The sequence below is a fragment of the Mesorhizobium sp. M1399 genome (assembly GCF_040317735.1).
Lineage (GTDB): Bacteria > Pseudomonadota > Alphaproteobacteria > Rhizobiales > Rhizobiaceae > Mesorhizobium.
This window is the reverse complement of record NZ_JAMYKZ010000012.1, coordinates 185,885-203,584: the sequence shown is the minus strand read 5'-3', so window position 1 is coordinate 203,584 and position 17,700 is coordinate 185,885. Positions and strand designations below refer to the sequence as shown.

Here is a 17,700-nt window from a genome sequence, read left to right as displayed (position 1 = left end):
GTTGTTGCCATGGTCGGAGGCAGTAAATTGCTGCCGACGCGCAGGCTGACAGAGCCGGACTTACGGATGGCTTATGGAAGAAGGCGGCGGCTTCGCGGGGTGGCGAGCCGGCGAAGCAGGCTTGTGGCGGGGAGCCACGCCGGCCCAATCTTTTGCGAGGCGCAAATCCATTCTCCTCAGCCCGCGATGCCCGAGCCGGTTGCACCGAAGGAACAAGTCGGCTGGAATTTTTCTCCTTTGCATTCGCGCCAATGATCGGCCAACAATGCCGGCCGTATCAGTGGGCAGGAGAGGAATATCGACATGGTTCAGCGCACGCCCGGGTTCAACACGCTCGCCGTCCATGCCGGCGCCAAGCCGGATCCGGCGACTGGGGCGCGAGCGACGCCGATCTATCAGACGACCTCCTTTGTCTTCGACGATGCCGACCACGCCGCCTCGCTGTTCGGGCTGAAGGCGTTCGGCAACATCTACACCCGCATCATGAACCCGACACAGGCGGTGCTGGAAGAGCGCATCGCGGCACTCGAAGGCGGCACGGCAGGCCTTGCGGTCGCCTCCGGCCATGCCGCGCAGGTGCTGGTCTTCCACAATCTGATGCAGCCCGGCGACAATTTCGTTTCAGCGACAAAGCTTTACGGCGGCTCGATCAACCAGTTCGGCCACGCCTTCAAGAATTTCGGTTGGCAGGTGCGCTGGGCCGACACCAATGACATCTCGACCTTCGAGAGCCAGATCGACGACAGGACCAAGGCGATCTTCATCGAAAGCCTGGCCAATCCGGGCGGCGTCTTCGTCGATATCGAGAAGATCGGCGACATTGCCCGCAAGCACGGCCTGCCGCTGATTGTCGACAACACGCTGGCCTCGCCCTACCTGCTGCGGCCAATCGAGCATGGCGCCGACATCGTCGTGCATTCGCTGACGAAGTTCATCGGCGGCCATGGCAATTCGATCGGCGGCGCCATTGTCGACGGCGGCACGTTCGACTGGTCGAAGTCGGGCAAATATCCGATGCTGTCGGTGCCGCGCCCCGAATATGGCGGCCTCGTCCTGCATGAGACCTTCGGCAATTTCGCCTTCGCCATCGCCGCGCGCGTGCTCGGCCTGCGCGACATCGGCGCGGCGATTTCGCCGTTCAATGCATTCCTTATCCTGACCGGTCTGGAAACCTTGCCGCTCAGGATGCAGCGCCACTGCGACAATGCGGCGGCGGTCGCCGGATGGCTTTCCAACCATCCCAAGGTCGCCTGGGTGTCCTATCCCGGCCTGCCCAGCGACAAGAACAATGCGTTGCAGAAGAAGTACTCGCCGCTGGGCGCCGGCGCGGTGTTCACTTTCGGGCTGAAGGGCGGCTACGCGGCGGGCATCAAGTTCGTCGAGGCGCTCGAGCTGTTCTCGCACCTGGCCAATGTCGGCGACACCAAGTCGCTGGTCATCCACCCGGCATCGACCACGCATCGCCAGCTTTCCGACGAGCAGAAGATCAATGCCGGGGCAGGGCCGGACACGGTCAGGCTTTCGGTCGGCATCGAGGACGTCAACGACATCGTCGCCGATCTGGAACAGGCTCTCGCCAAGGTCTGATCGCCATGACCACGCCGAGATTTCTTTCCGTCGGCGTCGACACCGTCGCACCGGAACTTGGCGCACCCGCGCCGGATCGCCTGATTTCGGGCGATCCGAAATTCCGCACCTGGAATGTCGAGGAACAGGACGGCGGCCTCTATGCCGGCATTTGGGAAGCGACGCCAGGCAAATGGCGCATCGAATATGATGAATGGGAGTTCTGCCACATCCTGTCAGGGGTTTCGGTGATCGCCGAAGACGGCGGCAAGGCGCGCACCGTCAAAGCCGGCGATAGTTTCGTGCTGAGGCCGGGCTTCAAGGGGAGCTGGGAAGTGCTTGAAACGACTCGCAAGGAGTATGTGATCAAGCTTTGATCGCCTGTCGGCTGAGCCTATCGGATCGAATCCTCAAAAGCCCACGGCGAGCGTTTCCAGCCCATGGAAATGATAGCTGTCGCGAAAGCGTGGTTGTTCGGCAAGATGCAGCTGCGGCAGGCGTTCGAACAAGGTTTTCAGCGACACCTGCAATTCGAGCCGGGCGAGCGGCGCGCCGATGCAGAAATGAATGCCGGCGCCGAACGACAGGTTTTTCTGGTCGGCGCGGTCCGGCCTGAAGGCGAGGGGCTCGGTAAAGGCGACGGGATCGCGATTGGCCATGCCGAGCAGCAGACCGATCGTCTCGCCAGGGCCTACGATGATCCCAGGCCCAGCCTCGACCTCCTGATAGGCATAACGCGTGAACATGTGCAGCGGCGCGTCGAAGCGCAGGCACTCTTCGACCGTCGCGGCTGTTGCTTCCGGTGAGGCGAAGAAGCGGCGCGGGTCGCCGCCTTGCGCAAGGATCGAGCGCACCGCATTGCCGGTCTGGTGGACGGTTGCTTCATGGCCGGCATTGAGCAACAGGATCGCCGACGATACCAGCTCGTCCTCCGACAGTTTCTGGCCATCCTCCTGTGCCGCAATCAGCAGCGACAGAAGATCCTCGCCCGGCCTCTTTCGCCGCTCGGCCACGTAGCCGCGCAAAAAATTCGAAAAGTCGCGCGCGGCGCGATTGGCCGTGTCCTCCGTCTCGCGGGTGCGGCCATGCATGTACATGGCGACCATCCGATGCGACCAGTCGAGCAGCTGCGGACCCATGTCGACCCGTACGCCGAGCATCTCGGCAATGATGGTGATCGGCAAGGGAGCTGCGAACGCCGGCAGCAGGTCGACTTCCCCTGGTTCGAAACGGTCGATCAGTTCGTTGGCCAGCGCCTCGACGCGCGGCCTGAGCCGCTCGACCTGGCGCGAGACGAAGGCGCGGTTGACCAGCGTTCTGAGCCGTGTGTGGACGGGCGGTTCCAGCTCCAGCATCGAATTGGCCTCGATGCCGTCGAAGGCGCCGAGATGCGTGCGATCCTGGCCGATGCCCCGGCTGTCCGGAATGCCGGCCGGGTTCTGCCGGCCGAAGCGGCGATCGCGCAGCAGACGGTTGACGTCGTCGAAGCCGCCAAAGCACCAGAAACCAAATTCTTCCCAGAAGATGGCGCTCGATGCACCGTGCAGGTAAGCGTAGGCTTCGTAAGGGTCCTGAAAAAAAGCCGGCTCGTGCGGATCGAGCCGCAGTCGGCGGGTGGCTGGATCAAAGGCAAGGTAGGGCGGCTTCAATTCGGTCATGCCAGACCATTAGCGCATGACCCCGAAAACCGGAATCGGTTTTCGGAAAGGATCATGCGCAGATTCAAAGTGTTGGAGCGTCCTTTGCGCGTCGAAGGACGCGCGGCGCTCCAAGGCTTGCCAGTCTGGTGCCAGACCGTATGTTGGCCCTCCCGTGAGGTGAGCCACCAAAGCGGTTGTGGAAGGACGGTTTTCATGAATGTGATCGTGGTCGGTGCAGGCATTGCCGGGCTTTCCACGGCGTGGTCGCTGGTCAAGGCCGGTCACCTCGTCTCGATCGTCGAGCAGGGACCGATCCCCAATCCGCTCGCCGCCTCCGGCGACCACCATCGCATCATTCGCCGCGCCTATCGGGCCAGGACGGGCTACGGCCGGCTGATCACCGAAGCCTATCAAGCTTGGGACGAGATGTGGTCCGATCTCGGTGAAAGCCATCTCGATCCACGCGGTTTCATCTGTATTTCGCGCGAGCCGGGAGATGAGGCCGAGGAATACCGCGAAGGCATGGAAGCCGGGAACTACCCGTTCGAATTGTTCGAGCCGGATGCCGCGGTCGAACGCTGGCCGTTCCTGGAACCAGGTTCATTTCGCTATGCGTATTTTTCACCGGACGGTGGCGCCTTGCACTGCCGCAAGATCGCCTCGGGCCTCGCCAGATGGCTGCGCGCGAACGGCGCCAATGTCTTCGAAAACAGCAAGGTGGTCGAGATCGACGCCGACGCCGGACATGTCGTGCTTGCGAGCGGCGAGACGATGCAGGCCGACCGGATCGTCGTCGCCGCCGGCGCCTGGGTGCTAAAACTGTTCCCGGAGCTGGATGGCGAGCTGAAAACCTGGCGCACCGCGCTCGCCTATGTCGAACCGCCAGTGGACCTGAAGGCAGCCTGGCAGGCAGCACCGGTTGTGCTCGACGTCGGTGGCTCCGTCGACGGCTACGTGATCCCGCCCTCCGGCGGCGCCGGCATGAAGTTCGGCTCAGGCCTGCACCGAGTACCGACCAGCGATGCCGACTGGAACCGTCAACCGGTACCAGGCGAGGGTGAGGCGATCCGCAATCTGTTTTCGCCGCCGATTGCCCGTATCGAGGAGTACAAGGTCACCGAAGTGGTCACCTGCGCCTACACCTTTACCGCCGACGAGAAATTTCTGGCCCACCAGAAAGGCAGATGCCTGGTCGTCTCGGCCTGCTCCGGCCACGGCTACAAGTTCGGCGCGGCAGTTGGCAGAAGGGTTGCGGCCTGCGTCGGCAATGGCGATGTCGACGGCCTGAAGAAATGGCTCAGGGCGGAGACGGCCTGAGCGCCTAGTATCGGCAATGCCTCGGAATATGCACGCGCCGCCAGCTGGATGAGCCCTCCCTGACCACCACGCGGCGAGCCACCGTCTGATACGACGCTGGAATGTCGACGATGCGCCGTTGCTCCGGCCGCACCAGCACCTCTTCGGCGACGCTCTCATATTCGGCGGGGAGGACAACGCGCCGCCGGCGTTCCGGCTCAACCACGACGATCTCGGCCACGCGTTCATAGCGCGCCTTGTGCCTGACCTTGCACAGCACCTTGCGGCCATGAATGATGCGCCATTCCCAGGAATAGCCGCCGTCATCGACCCTCACGGAGCGGTAGATGGTGCGGGTGATGGCGGGCACGATCTCGTAGCTGACGCGCGCCGGCGCGATCTGCACCACGCGCTCGCGCGTCCCGTAGATTGGCGCCTCGTATTCCACCTGCTGGCCGGCTGGGCTGACGAGCACGTTCTCATAGACCGTGTCGTAGACGGCCGGCTGGTTGACCTGCTCGTAGCATTCAACCGCGCGTCCGCCGGCCGCCGTTTCGGATGCCATGCCGAGTACGGCGATGCCGGTAAGAGCCAAGGAAGCGGTTTTCCTGATCATCGCACCCCCCCTGTTTGAACTGCGTGAAGCGGGTTCAACGTTGGATTGTAGGGCAAGCCGCGGCTGGAAAAAGCGGTTTCACCGCTTTTCGTTAAGCGATGCGGTTAAGAAACTGCTAAAAAACGGCCAAGCATGAGCGTCCCTTCCGGCGGCAGGAGAGGGCTGCCGGCACGGCGACGGGCGAAACTTGGTTTGGAAACCTTGATTCGACTTAACCGGATGGCTAGGAGAGGCGGCCTTGCGCTAGGGTGAGCCGGCATCCTATTTACACAATAACGATCCAGAACCGATTCTGCCCGATTGCAAATCTCCGGCGCCGGAATCCCATCCTCAAAAAGGGATAGTCCATGAAGAACCCCGTCGAAACCTACATGAACCTCGTTCCGATGGTGGTCGAACAGACCAATCGCGGCGAGCGGGCCTACGACATTTTCTCGCGGCTCCTCAAGGAGCGCATCATTTTCATCACCGGCCCGGTCGAGGACGGCATGGCGACGCTGGTCTGCGCGCAGCTGCTGTTCCTCGAGGCGGAGAATCCGAAGAAGGAAATCAACCTTTATATCAACTCGCCCGGCGGCGTCGTCACCTCCGGCATGGCGATCTACGACACCATGCAGTTCATCAAGCCCGCCGTGTCGACGCTCTGCATCGGCCAGGCCGCATCGATGGGATCGCTGCTCTTGACGGCGGGCCACAAGGACATGCGCTTTGCCACGCCGAACGCCCGCATCATGGTCCACCAGCCGTCCGGCGGCTTCCAGGGCCAGGCCTCCGACATCGAGCGCCATGCCCAGGACATCATCAAACTGAAGCGCCGCCTCAACGAGGTTTACGTCAAGCACACCGGCAAGAGCTACGATGAGATTGAAAAAACGCTCGACCGTGACCATTTCATGACTGCCGACGAGGCCAGGGATTTCGGCCTTATCGACAAGGTCATTTCGTCACGTGAGCCGGTCGAAGGTATTGCCTTATAGGCACGCGGTGGCCCCGCGGTGGCAGTGAGTGGCGGGATCACACGCTTTTGGCGCAGCTTGCGGCATTTCGGCCACAATTGGCTGTTCCCTCGACGGGTGCAATTGCCTACGTTAAGGCTATGTTGATTTTCGACGGCTTAGCTTTGCGTGGGGTTGTTCGAATCATTGCCCCGTTTTCCGATTTGTGTTTCGTACGGAATGCGTTGCGGGAGCCGGGGCACTGGCGGCGGCGGATTCCCGCGATAGATTGAATATGCGCCCTTTCAACCAGACCATCGGCGGGCGGCCATGAAAGGACATGAAAATGAGCAAGGTCGGCAACAACAGCGGTGATTCCAAGAACACGCTTTATTGCTCGTTTTGCGGCAAAAGCCAGCACGAAGTGCGCAAGCTGATCGCCGGGCCGACGGTGTTCATCTGCGACGAATGCGTCGAGCTGTGCATGGACATCATCCGCGAGGAGAACAAGACCTCGATGGTGAAGTCGCGCGAGGGCGTGCCGACCCCGCAGGAAATCCTCAAGGTTCTCGACGACTACGTCATCGGTCAGCCCTACGCCAAGCGCGTGCTGTCGGTGGCCGTCCACAACCACTACAAGCGCCTCGCCCATGCCGGCAAGAACAACGACGTCGAGCTGGCGAAGTCGAACATCCTGCTGATCGGCCCGACCGGTTGCGGCAAGACGTTGCTGGCGCAGACGCTGGCCCGCATCATCGACGTTCCCTTCACCATGGCCGACGCGACGACGCTGACCGAGGCCGGCTATGTCGGCGAGGACGTCGAGAACATCATCCTGAAGCTGTTGCAGTCGGCCGACTACAATGTCGAGCGCGCCCAGCGCGGCATTGTCTATATCGACGAGATCGACAAGATCTCGCGCAAGTCGGACAATCCCTCGATCACCCGCGATGTGTCGGGCGAGGGCGTGCAGCAGGCACTTTTGAAGATCATGGAAGGCACTGTCGCCTCCGTGCCGCCGCAGGGCGGCCGGAAGCATCCGCAGCAGGAATTCCTGCAGGTCGACACCGCCAACATCCTGTTCATCTGCGGCGGCGCTTTTGCCGGCCTGGACAAGATCATCTCGGATCGTGGCAGGAAGACCTCGATCGGTTTCGGCGCCATCGTCGCTTCGCCCGAGGATCGCCGCACCGGCGATGTTTTCCGCCTGGTCGAGCCTGAGGATCTCTTGAAGTTCGGCCTCATTCCCGAGTTCGTCGGCCGTCTGCCTGTCCTGGCGACGCTGGAGGACCTCGACGAGCCGGCACTGATCCAGATCCTGACCGAGCCGAAGAACGCGCTGGTCAAGCAGTATCAGCGGCTGTTCGAGATGGAGAATGTTGACCTGACCTTCCACGAGAACGCGCTGTCGGCGATCGCCAAGCGCGCCATCGAGCGCAAGACCGGCGCGCGCGGCCTGCGTTCGATCATGGAAGCGATCCTGCTCGACACCATGTTCGAGCTGCCGGCGCTGGAAGGCGTGCGCGAAGTCGTTATTTCGGAAGAGGTGGTGTCAGGCAACGCCAGGCCGCTCTACATCTATTCCGAGCAGAAGGAAAAGAAGGGCAACGTCAGCGCCTGACGTGAGCCGGCAATGGATTTTTCTGAAACGGCGCCGCGGGGCGCCGTTTTGCTGTCGCACACCGCGTACGGCGCCGCGTAATGGCTGCGGATTGGAGGGACGGACCGTGTTGACCCTTGATCTTTACCCGCCGTGCCTCCAACTAAAGGCAGAAGGCCGTGGTGCCGAATTCTGTGCTGTAAAACTCCCGTCACAAACGGTGGTAGGCGGAACGATCCCCGGTCGTTAATATGAGATTCGCGGTTGGCCGATTGGCGGCCGCGACATGAAAGGTTGGACAATGGCCAAATTATCCAAGGCTCCCAGCGACGGCGTCTTCGCAGTCCTCCCACTGCGCGACATCGTGGTGTTCCCGCACATGATCGTTCCGCTCTTCGTCGGGCGTGAAAAGTCGATCAAGGCGCTGGAAGAAGTGATGGGTCAGGAAAAGCAGATCCTGCTTGCGACCCAGATGAATGCCGCCGACGACGATCCGGAGCCCGATGCCATCTTTGACATCGGCACGCTCGCCAATGTGCTGCAATTGCTGAAACTGCCGGACGGCACCGTGAAGGTGCTGGTCGAAGGCGCCTCGCGCGCGAAAATCGTCGCGTTCACCGACCGTCCCGACTTCCATGAGGCCCGTGCTGCGGCGCTGGTCGAACCGGAAGAGGAAGAGGTCGAGGTCGAGGCGCTGGCTCGTTCCGTCGTCACCGACTTCGAGAACTACGTCAAGCTGAACAAGAAGATCTCGCCCGAAGTGGTGGGTGCCGCCAGCCAGATCGACGACTATTCCAAGCTCGCCGACACGGTCGCCTCGCATCTTGCCATCAAGATCCCCGAGAAGCAGGAGATGCTCGCCACGCTTTCCGTCAAGGAACGGCTGGAGAAGGCGATGGGCTTCATGGAAGCCGAAATCTCGGTGCTCCAGGTCGAGAAGCGCATCCGCTCGCGCGTCAAGCGCCAGATGGAGAAGACGCAGCGCGAATACTACCTCAACGAGCAGATGAAGGCGATCCAGAAGGAGCTCGGCGAAGGCGAGGACGGCCGCGACGAGGCCGCCGAGATCGAGGCGCGCATCAAGAAGACCAAGCTCTCCAAGGAGGCCCGCGAAAAGGCGGAAGCCGAACTGAAGAAGCTGCGGACGATGTCGCCGATGTCGGCTGAATCGACCGTCGTGCGCAACTATCTCGACTGGCTGCTGTCGATCCCGTGGGGCAGGAACTCCAAGGTCAAGCAGGATCTGGCCTTTGCCCAGAACGTGCTCGATACGGATCATTTCGGCCTCGACAAGGTCAAGGACCGCATCGTCGAATACCTCGCCGTGCAGAGCCGCCAGAAGAAGCTGAAGGGGCCGATCCTGTGCCTCGTCGGACCTCCCGGCGTCGGCAAGACCTCGCTCGGCAAGTCGATCGCCAAGGCGACCGGTCGTGAGTTCATCCGCATGGCGCTGGGCGGCGTGCGCGACGAGGCCGAGATCCGTGGTCACCGCCGCACCTATATCGGCTCGATGCCCGGCAAGGTCATCCAGTCGATGAAGAAGGCGAAGAAATCCAACCCGCTCTTCCTGCTCGACGAGATCGACAAGATGGGCCAGGATTTCCGCGGCGATCCGTCATCGGCTTTGCTCGAGGTGCTCGATCCCGAGCAGAACTCGACGTTCATGGACCATTACCTCGAGGTCGAATACGACCTGTCGAGCGTGATGTTCGTGACGACGGCGAACACGCTGAACATCCCTGCGCCCTTGATGGACCGCATGGAGATCATCCGTATCGCCGGTTACACCGAGGACGAGAAGATCGAAATCGCCAAGCGTCACCTGATGCCCAAGGTGATCCGCGACCACGCGTTGCAGCCGAAGGAGTTCTCCGTCGGCGAGGACGCGATCCGCGGCATCATCCAGACCTACACCCGTGAAGCGGGCGTCAGGAGCCTGGAGCGCGAGCTGATGAAGCTCGGGCGCAAGGCGGTGACCGAGATCCTGAAGACGAAGAAGAAGACGATCAACATCACGGCGGACAATCTTGCCGATTACCTTGGTGTTCCGCGCTTCCGCTTCGGCCAGGTCGAGAGCGACGATCAGGTTGGCGTGGTCACCGGGCTCGCCTGGACGGAAGTCGGCGGCGAGCTGTTGACGGTGGAAGGCGTCATGATGCCCGGCAAGGGCCGCATGACGGTGACCGGCAATCTGCGCGACGTGATGAAGGAATCGATCTCGGCGGCGGCCTCTTACGTCCGCTCGCGGGCCATCGATTTCGGCGTCGAGCCGCCGCTGTTCGACAAGCGCGATATCCACGTGCACGTGCCAGAAGGCGCAACGCCTAAGGACGGACCGTCGGCTGGCGTGGCGATGGCGACGGCGATCGTCTCGGTGTTGACCGGTATCCCGGTCAAGGCCGATGTGGCGATGACCGGCGAGATCACGCTGCGCGGCAGGGTGCTGCCGATCGGCGGCCTTAAGGAAAAGCTGCTTGCCGCACTGCGCGGCGGCATCAAGAAGGTGCTGATCCCGGAAGAGAACGCCAAGGATCTGGCGGAGATTCCGGAGAACGTGAAGAGCGGCATGGAGATCATTCCGGTCTCACGCGTTGGCGAAGTGTTGCGCCATGCGCTGGTGCGCATGCCGGAACCGATCCAGTGGGTCGAACCCGTCAATGCGCCGGCCGTGGTCGATGTCGGAGACGAGGCTGGTAAATCGCTGGCGCATTAGTTCTTGCTAAAGTTGCAATGCACAAAGAGAGAGCCGGGCCTTGAGCCCGGCTTTTTCATGTGAAGAACCCCGGATTTCCGGGCTTTTTTCGACTTTCTTGGCGCTTTTCGACTTGGTTGGCGGAGCGCTTCTTTCTAAAGTCCGTTTCCTGCCGGATGAGTCGAGTGTTCCGGTTTTCTCATGGAAGGGAATTTTTATGAACAAGAACGAACTGGTGTCCGCTGTCGCCGATGCCGCGAGTATTTCGAAGGGTGACGCGCAGTCGGCGGTTGATGCGGTGTTTTCCGTCATCACCGGCGAACTGAAAAAGGGCGGCGATGTCCGGCTTGTCGGCTTCGGAAATTTCACCGTGTCAAAACGCGCCGCGTCGACCGGCCGCAATCCGCAGACCGGTGCGGAAGTGAAGATCCCGGCGCGCACCGTGCCGAAGTTCTCGGCCGGCAAGGGCCTCAAGGACGCGGTCAACTAAGCGCCCTCCTTAAGTCTTTCAGAGAAAAGAAAAGCCGGCATATCCGGTTTTTCTTTTCTGTGCCCGCAGGTCGTTGGAAAGGCGGCGCTATGCCGTCGGCGCATCCGTGCGCATCAAGCCTTCTTTCTTGAGATCGGCCCACAGCGCCGATGGCAGTTTTGTGTCGAGCAGCGAGCGATTGCTTTCGACTTCGCCCGGCCGCTGGCCGCCCGGGACTACCGACACGACCGAAGGATGCAGCAGCGGGAACTGCAGTGCCGCCTCGATCAGGCGCACGCCGTGGCGCTTGCAGACGGCCTCGATGCGGGTGACGCGGTCGATGATATCCTGCGGCGCCTCCGAATAATTGTAGTAGGCGCCGGGCTTCGGCCCGGTTGCCAGGATGCCGGAATTGTACGGCCCGCCGAGAACGATGCCGATGCCGCGTTGCTGGCATAGAGGCAGGAAAGACTGCAGCGCCTCCTGCTCCAGCAGCGTATAGCGCCCGGCAAGCAGGAACAGGTCGAAATCGCCGCGCTCGGCCAGCGTCTGGGCAACCGGCCACTCATTGATGCCGCCGCCGAACGCCTTGATTACGCCCTGGTCGCGCAGTGCCAGCAATCCATAGTAGCCGGAGCTCATGAATTCCTGGATGCGCTGGTCCGAGGCTTCCTTGCTGCCATGGGTGAAGATGTCGACATCGTGCACGAAGAGGATGTCGATGCGGTCGACGCCGAGCCGTTCCAGCGAGGCTTCGAACGAGCGCATGACGCCGTCATAGCTGTAGTCGTAGACCTCGCGGCGCGTCGGCGTGTCGAAGAACTTGCCGATGCCGGTGCGCTGTTCCGGCGGGCAGGCGCGCATGATGCGCCCGACCTTGCTCGACAGCACGTAGTCGTCGCGCCTCTTCGAACGCAGGAACGGATTGAGCCGCGTTTCGGCGAGGCCGAGCCCATAGAGCGGTGCGGTGTCGTAGTAGCGGCAGCCGACCCGCCATGCCGCCTCCAGCGTCGCATTGGCATCCTCATCGGACACGGCGCGATAGAGATTGCCGAGCGGCGCGGTGCCGAAGCCGAGCTCGGTGAAGTTGATGCCGCCATTGCCGATGCGGTCGAAATGCCGTGTCTTCATATGCTGTCGTTTCCTCATTTGCGATTTGCCGTGACACTATCACGGCTGTGGCGCATCAAAAGCACTGCGTGTCGTTGGACACCAATTTTCGCGGTGATAGCATGAATGAAAACAAGCTGTTCGGGGCAAATGTGACTGAGATGTTCATGTGGTTCTCCGGTACCTGCAAGCTGGTGCAAATGTCATGACGGACGACGGCGAAAACCTGTTTGGGATTGCGCTGAGCGAGCTTGGCACCGTGCTGGAGCGTATCAACGAAAGCCGCATTGACGCGGCTTGCGCCATCTTGGCCGGCGCGAAAAAGATCGTCACCTATGGCTGCGGCCGCGAGGCGCTGCAGGTCCAGGGTTTTGCCATGCGGCTCTACCATCTCGGTCTGCCGGTGTCGGTCGTCGGCGACATGACCACGCCGCCGCTGGACGCGGGCGATGTCTTCCTCGCCAGCTCCGGCCCGGGCGAGACATCGACGGTGCTGACCTTGATGCGGGTCGCGCGCGAGGCCGGTGCCGTCGTCCTGCTGCTCACCGCGCAAGCCGACAGCACTGCCGCGAAGCTGGCCGACTTCACGCTGCTTATCCCGGCTCAGACCATGGCCGACGACCAGGGTCCGGAAAAGACATCCGTCCTGCCGATGGGCTCGGTGTTCGAAGGCGCGCTGTTCGTCCTCTTCGAAGTGATGGTGCTGAAGCTCAGGGATCTGACCGGCGTCTCGCCGGAAGCGATGCGCGCCCGCCACACCAATATGGAGTAGGTGTCATGCGCTACGAACTGATGCTGCCGCACCAGATCCGCAAGGCGATCGCCGAGAACCGGCCGGTCGTGTTGCCGCTCGGTGTGCTCGAATATCACGGCGAGCACATGGCCGTCGGCATGGACACGCTGGCCGTGGTCAAGAGCCTGGAACTGTTCGAAACGGAGGCCGAAATCGTCATTCTGCCGCCCTTCTATTACGGCGCGGCAAGCTATGCCGTTGCGGCGCCGGAAGGCAGCGGCTCGGTGCAGGTCGGCGGCAATGTGCTGGCGCCATTTGCGGAAGAATTGTTCTACAGCTTGCTGCGCATTGGCTTCCGCAACATCCACGCCATCATTCACCACCAAACCGAGAATTTTGCTGCCGGCATGCCAACCGATCTCGCCTTCAAGGCCGCCGGCCGACAAGCGATCTTCCGCTTCCTGGAGAAAGAACGCGGCGAAGGCTGGTGGGGCTCTGCGGCGATGGCTGACTATTATGCCGAGCACGCCGAGGGCAGCAATTTCTTCAACTGGGTACAGGTGCATCCGCTGATGCCGGCTTCAATGCACAGCCAGTACCCGTTCGACCATGCCGGCACCGGCGAGACGTCACTGATGCTGGCGCTGTGCCCGGAAGCGGTGGATGCGGGCCGCTTCGCCGACAACACCGGCTGGTACACGGCAAGTGCGCCCGAAGCCTCGGCGGAACTGGGGCAAAAAGGGGTTGCCATGATCCTCGATCATTTGCGGGCAACACTTTTGGGTTAGGTGCTGTCTAGATCCCGGACGACCGGGCTCTTAGCCTTTCCGCCTGATAGTCGGCCATGGTCTTTTCGGGATCGACCTTGGTCGCCGCAGCCCAGATGAACGTGCCGGCGCCGCAGATAGCCAGCAGGACGTAAATCACGATGCCGAGTGCCATCAGGTTCGCGTAGAGGCCGAGAAGCAGCATGATCAAGCCGCCGGCAATCATCGCCATCACAAAAAACCGGCGACTACGGCCCGGCCTTCCCAACTGATCGGCATCACGCCTTTGGCGTAGCCGCTGCCGCGCCTGTTGCGTGCGAACCAGTATTTGTTGGCCATCGCCTATTTCACCGCGCCCGCCGTCATGCCCATGATCAGGTAACGCTCGAGCGCAATGCCGATGACGGCGAGCGGTGTGATGGCCGCGGTGGCAAGCGCTGCCATCGACCACCAGTTGATGCCTTGTGAGCCGGTCTGGCTCGCCACCATGACAGGAATGGTCTTGGCATCGGTCGAGGTCAAAAGCGCGGCGAAGAAATACTCGTTCCAGCACAGCACCATCGCCAGGATGAAGGCCGCGACCATGCCCGGCAGCGCGATCGGCATGACGATGCGCAAGAAGGCACCCCAGATCGACAGGCCATCGACGAGTGCTGCCTCCTCCAACTCGACAGGGATCGAATTGAACTGGTCGCGCATGATCCAGATGACGATCGGCAGTACCATCAGCGTGTAGAGCAGGATCAGCCCGACGCGCGTGTCGAGCAGGCCGACTTCCCGGTAGAGCACGAGGAAGGGCAGGGCCAATACCACCGGCGGCAGGATCAACTGCGACAGGAAGAAGAAGGAAATGTCCTCGTTCCTGAACCAGGCGAACTTGTAACGATAGCGGGTCAGCCCATAGGCGGCGAGGCTGCCGATGACGATGGCGAGGGTCGACGCGCCGACCGAAGTGATGACCGAATTCATGAAGCGCTTGATGAATTCGTCGCGCACCGTCGACGTCCGAAAGATCGAGTCCGGCGACAGGCCAAGCGAACGCCAGCCCTTCCAGTCGGGTTTGAAATCGACGAACGGGATCAGATGGCCCTGGGTGACGTCGACCGCGGTCTTGAACGAGGTGGTTATCGTCCAATAGATTGGGAACAGGCAGATGAAGGCCCAGAAGATGAGGGCACCGTAGACGAAGACGCGGTTGGCGAAGAACGCCGCCGGCGAGCGGATTTCGGAGGCGGCAAAGTCGGTGGTTTGAACGCTCATCTTGCCGGCCCGATCAGTTGACGTTGCGCACGAAGCGGCTGGCGAATTTCAGTAGCCAGGTCACAAACACGATGATGATGATCAAATAGGCCATCGCCAGCATCGTGCCGTAGCCGACATTCGAACGGTCGCGATATTCGCGGTAGATGAAGCTCGACACCGAATCAGTCGCGCCGCCCGGGCCGCCGGAGGTAACGGTGATGATGATATCGGCGAGCTTCAGCTTGAAGATGATGCGCAGGATGACCGCCGTCACCGAGACCGGCAGCATCAGCGGGAAGGTGACCTGCCAGAAGGTCTGCCAGGCGGTGGCGCCATCGACACGCGCTGCCTCGAGCACCTCGCGCGACATCGCCTGCAGGCCGGCAAGCAGCATGATCATCATGAACGGGATGAACGTCCAGGCATCGAGCACCATGATCGAGATGCGGGCGGTGATCGGATTGGAGAAGAAGGCCGGGTTTTCCCAGCCGAGATGCCGCGCCAGCGTTGCGGCCGGCCCGAAGCGGTATTCCATCAGCGACTTGCCGATCATCCACGACACAGCCACCGGCGACAGCATCAGGGGCATGAGAAAGACGACGCGGAAGAATTTTCGCGCCCGGATCTGCGCGTTGAGCAGCAGCGCCAGGCCAAAGGCGATGACATATTCGACGAACACGGCCAGCACGTAGAGCACCATGTTGAACAGGGCGTTGCGATAATAGGCGTCGTTCAGCATCTGCCAGAAATTGTCGAGCCCGTTGAACTGCCGGCCGCTGAAGGAACTGAGGTTCCAGTCGGTCAGCGCGATGTAGAAGCCGAACAATGTCGGGAAGATCACCATGGCAATGGTGAACAGCAGCGCCGGCAGCAGGAACAACGCGCGCTGGCCATCCTCGCCGCGCGTCAGCACCTGGCCGATGCCGAGCGCGACACCCCACAGCACATAGGCGTAGACCACCGGCCGCCACGTCTCGAAGCCGATAGTGTCGACATCGCTCTTGTAAAGGATCTGCAGCGCAATCACCGCCAGAAGGCCTAGCGTTGCAGCAGCCATCAGCGCCCAGCCAAGCCGTTTGCGGCTCCGCGGTATCAGGTCGGATGGCACGGCGCCTGCCGGCCATTCACTTGTCGACAGAGTCTGGTCAGTCAGGGTCCGGTCAGCCACGCGTCTTGCCCGTTCACAGGAGGCTCGATGACCGGCCGAGCCGGTCGAGGCCAAGTCGGTCAAGGGGAGGTCCGGCGGCTGTACGCCGCCGGACCAAGTTTCACTATCTCAACCTACATGCCGAGTGAGGCCTTGTAGAGCTTGATCTGGTTGTCGCGGCCGATCTGGTCGGTCAGCTTCTCCCAGGCGGCTGCGATGGCGTCGGCGCCTTCCTGCGCCTTCATCTTGCCGGCAAAGGTGTTGGCCAAAATGTCCTCGGCGGCGCTGTAATACTGGAAGATGCCGGGGATACGCGGCTCGATCGCCGCGTTCGGATGGTTGTAGCTGTCGGCTTCCGACTTCAGATACGAGGTGATGAACGCCTCGTCGTAGCCCGCCGCCACCCATTCCGGAATGTTGAAATGCGAGTTGCGATAGGGCTGGAAACCCGACGGATAGGCCGCGCACCAGAGCGACAGGTCCTTGCCGCCGAGATGGGCGGCGGCAGACCAGGCCGCCTTCTTCTTCTTTTCGTCGCCGTCGACGCGGGCCATGACATAGACGCCCCAGCCGAGATAGGCGCAGTTCGGCGCATGGTTCGGCCCGCTGGCGAGCTTGTCCCACTGGCCGGTCTTGGAGTTGTAGACATCGTCCGAGCCCGGCAGGATCGAGAAGCCGGTGATGTCGCCGACGACCGAGGAATCGTTGGTCTTGACGTTCGAACCGACGTCGCCCCACCAGGTGACCATCGAACCGGTGCCTGCCAGGAATTGCTGGAAGGCGGTGGTATTCGGGTCGGCGTTGATCTGGTCGGCAGGTTCGGAGGGCAGGGCATCGATGACGTCCTGGATCGCCCGCACCCATGCCGGATTGTTGACGCGCGGCTTCATCGTGTCGGCATCGAACAGCCATGCCTTGTCATCGGGATGCTTGGCGTAGGCGCTGGCGCGGCTGCCGAGGAAATAGAAGCCGAAACCGCCCCAGGGCTTGGGCGCATCGAGGTAGCCAAAGACATCCTGGCCGTTTACCTGCTTGCCCTTGAGGAATTTCGTCACCGCCTGCACCTGCTGCCAGGTCTTCGGCACGCCCCATTCGCCTTCTCCGCCGCCGTCCTTCCAGGCCTTGGCGAGGTCGGCATCGGCGAACACGTCGGTGCGGTAGTTGAAGTTATGCGCGTCGCCGTCAACGGTGACGCGATATTGCTTGCCGTCCCAGGTGCCGACCGGCGGCTGCAGATAGGCCACGACGTCCTTCATGTCGATCTGGTCCTTGACCCAGTCCGGCATCTCGGAGGTGAGACCCTTGCCGCAGACGTCGCCTTCGAACGGTGCTCCCATTTCGATGATGTCGAAATCGACGGTGCCGGTCGCAATCGACTGCTGCAGGCGGGCGTTGTAGTCAGCCTGCGCCAGGTCGATCCAGTTGATCTTGGCGCCGGTATAGGTCTCCCACGGCTTCAGGAAGCCGCGAAACAGCACATTGTGCAGGTTCTGATTGTTGAGGCCCATGAAGGTGAGTTCGACACCGGCGAATTCGCCTTCCTTGACATTGGCCTTGGTGGCGCCCAGGCAAAGCTCGCCGACCTGCTGGAAATCGGCATCGGTCGGCTGACCCTTGCCGACGCCCGGGATCTGCAGGATCTGCGCGCGCAGGTCATCGGCGGCCGCAGCCGGGCGCGTCAGGGCACCAAGTCCGGCGCTTGAGGCCGCGGCGAGGGCGGCCATGCTGGCCGCTCCCTTCAGCACGTCGCGGCGGGTGGCCCCGGCGCGGACAAGTTGGTTATAAAGGCTGACTTTCATCTCGTTCCTCCCAGAAGATCAATCGTGAATTGGTTCAGATGGTGGAGCGCCGATTATGTTCCCCAACGACAGCGACTCCCGTAAATAG

16 protein-coding genes are annotated in these 17,700 nt (G+C 61.9%); 9 read left to right on the top strand and 7 right to left on the bottom strand.

Translation table 11 applies throughout. From position 1 onward, the window contains the following. Positions 1 to 303 precede the first annotated feature (303 nt). Entirely contained in the window at positions 304 to 1,587 is a 1,284-nt protein-coding gene (locus NKH05_RS22360) for an O-acetylhomoserine aminocarboxypropyltransferase (protein WP_023717324.1), read from the top strand. Between the two features lie 5 nt (positions 1,588 to 1,592). Then, positions 1,593 to 1,943 carry a cupin domain-containing protein gene (locus NKH05_RS22355; protein WP_352640074.1) on the top strand — a complete coding sequence of 117 codons (351 nt, stop codon included), beginning with the start codon at positions 1,593 to 1,595 and terminating at the stop codon, positions 1,941 to 1,943. 33 nt (positions 1,944 to 1,976) lie between these two features. Here the strand turns inward: NKH05_RS22355 and NKH05_RS22350 are convergent, their stop codons facing one another. Then, a complete protein-coding gene (locus NKH05_RS22350) occupies positions 1,977 to 3,224 on the bottom strand; it encodes a cytochrome P450 (protein WP_353026081.1) in 1,248 nt (415 codons plus the stop codon). A gap of 195 nt (positions 3,225 to 3,419) precedes the next feature. On the opposite strand from NKH05_RS22350, the gene NKH05_RS22345 reads away from it, so the two are divergent. Continuing rightward, on the top strand, positions 3,420 to 4,523 hold the full coding sequence (locus NKH05_RS22345) for an NAD(P)/FAD-dependent oxidoreductase (protein ID WP_352999685.1): 1,104 nt from the start codon (positions 3,420 to 3,422) through the stop codon (positions 4,521 to 4,523). 4 nt (positions 4,524 to 4,527) lie between these two features. Here the strand turns inward: NKH05_RS22345 and NKH05_RS22340 are convergent, their stop codons facing one another. Then, a complete protein-coding gene (locus tag NKH05_RS22340) occupies positions 4,528 to 5,118 on the bottom strand; it encodes a hypothetical protein (RefSeq protein WP_352856099.1) in 591 nt (196 codons plus the stop codon). 347 nt (positions 5,119 to 5,465) lie between these two features. On the opposite strand from NKH05_RS22340, the gene NKH05_RS22335 reads away from it, so the two are divergent. From NKH05_RS22335 to NKH05_RS22320, 4 genes are all read left to right on the top strand, one after another. After that, positions 5,466 to 6,095, top strand: coding sequence for an ATP-dependent Clp protease proteolytic subunit (locus NKH05_RS22335; RefSeq protein WP_023674655.1), 630 nt, complete (start codon positions 5,466 to 5,468; stop codon positions 6,093 to 6,095). A 304-nt stretch (positions 6,096 to 6,399) separates the two neighbouring features. Next, positions 6,400 to 7,674, top strand: a complete 1,275-nt coding sequence (gene clpX, locus NKH05_RS22330) for an ATP-dependent Clp protease ATP-binding subunit ClpX (RefSeq protein WP_006332719.1) — start codon at positions 6,400 to 6,402, stop codon at positions 7,672 to 7,674. 280 nt (positions 7,675 to 7,954) lie between these two features. Next, positions 7,955 to 10,366, top strand: coding sequence for an endopeptidase La (gene lon / locus NKH05_RS22325; protein WP_023674656.1), 2,412 nt, complete (start codon positions 7,955 to 7,957; stop codon positions 10,364 to 10,366). Positions 10,367 to 10,562: 196 nt separating this feature from the next. Continuing rightward, positions 10,563 to 10,835 carry an HU family DNA-binding protein gene (locus NKH05_RS22320; protein ID WP_006201846.1) on the top strand — a complete coding sequence of 91 codons (273 nt, stop codon included), beginning with the start codon at positions 10,563 to 10,565 and terminating at the stop codon, positions 10,833 to 10,835. Between the two features lie 87 nt (positions 10,836 to 10,922). On the opposite strand, the gene NKH05_RS22315 is transcribed toward NKH05_RS22320, so the two are convergent. Beyond that, a complete protein-coding gene (locus NKH05_RS22315) occupies positions 10,923 to 11,945 on the bottom strand; it encodes an aldo/keto reductase (protein ID WP_352856096.1) in 1,023 nt (340 codons plus the stop codon). Positions 11,946 to 12,129: 184 nt separating this feature from the next. Between NKH05_RS22315 and NKH05_RS22310 the strand changes: the two genes are divergently transcribed. Next, complete coding sequence (locus NKH05_RS22310) at positions 12,130 to 12,696, top strand: SIS domain-containing protein (RefSeq protein WP_352856093.1); 567 nt, start codon at positions 12,130 to 12,132, stop codon at positions 12,694 to 12,696. A 5-nt stretch (positions 12,697 to 12,701) separates the two neighbouring features. Continuing rightward, the gene (locus tag NKH05_RS22305; protein ID WP_023717331.1) at positions 12,702 to 13,445 is read left to right on the top strand and encodes a creatininase family protein; all 744 of its coding nucleotides are present in this window, start codon (positions 12,702 to 12,704) and stop codon (positions 13,443 to 13,445) included. 7 nt (positions 13,446 to 13,452) lie between these two features. Here NKH05_RS22305 and NKH05_RS22300 read toward each other — a convergent pair whose 3' ends face one another. The 4 genes from NKH05_RS22300 to NKH05_RS22285 all read right to left on the bottom strand — a co-directional run bounded on the left by NKH05_RS22300 (position 13,453) and on the right by NKH05_RS22285 (position 17,612). Further along, complete coding sequence (locus NKH05_RS22300) at positions 13,453 to 13,656, bottom strand: hypothetical protein (protein ID WP_352856090.1); 204 nt, start codon at positions 13,654 to 13,656, stop codon at positions 13,453 to 13,455. Between the two features lie 110 nt (positions 13,657 to 13,766). Beyond that, positions 13,767 to 14,684: a carbohydrate ABC transporter permease gene (locus NKH05_RS22295; RefSeq protein WP_353026079.1), complete on the bottom strand. Its 918-nt coding sequence runs from the start codon at positions 14,682 to 14,684 to the stop codon at positions 13,767 to 13,769. 13 nt (positions 14,685 to 14,697) lie between these two features. Next, entirely contained in the window at positions 14,698 to 15,819 is a 1,122-nt protein-coding gene (locus NKH05_RS22290; RefSeq protein WP_352856174.1) for a carbohydrate ABC transporter permease, read from the bottom strand. A gap of 128 nt (positions 15,820 to 15,947) precedes the next feature. After that, the gene (locus NKH05_RS22285) at positions 15,948 to 17,612 is read right to left on the bottom strand and encodes an ABC transporter substrate-binding protein (protein WP_023717335.1); all 1,665 of its coding nucleotides are present in this window, start codon (positions 17,610 to 17,612) and stop codon (positions 15,948 to 15,950) included. Positions 17,613 to 17,700: the final 88 nt, after the last annotated feature.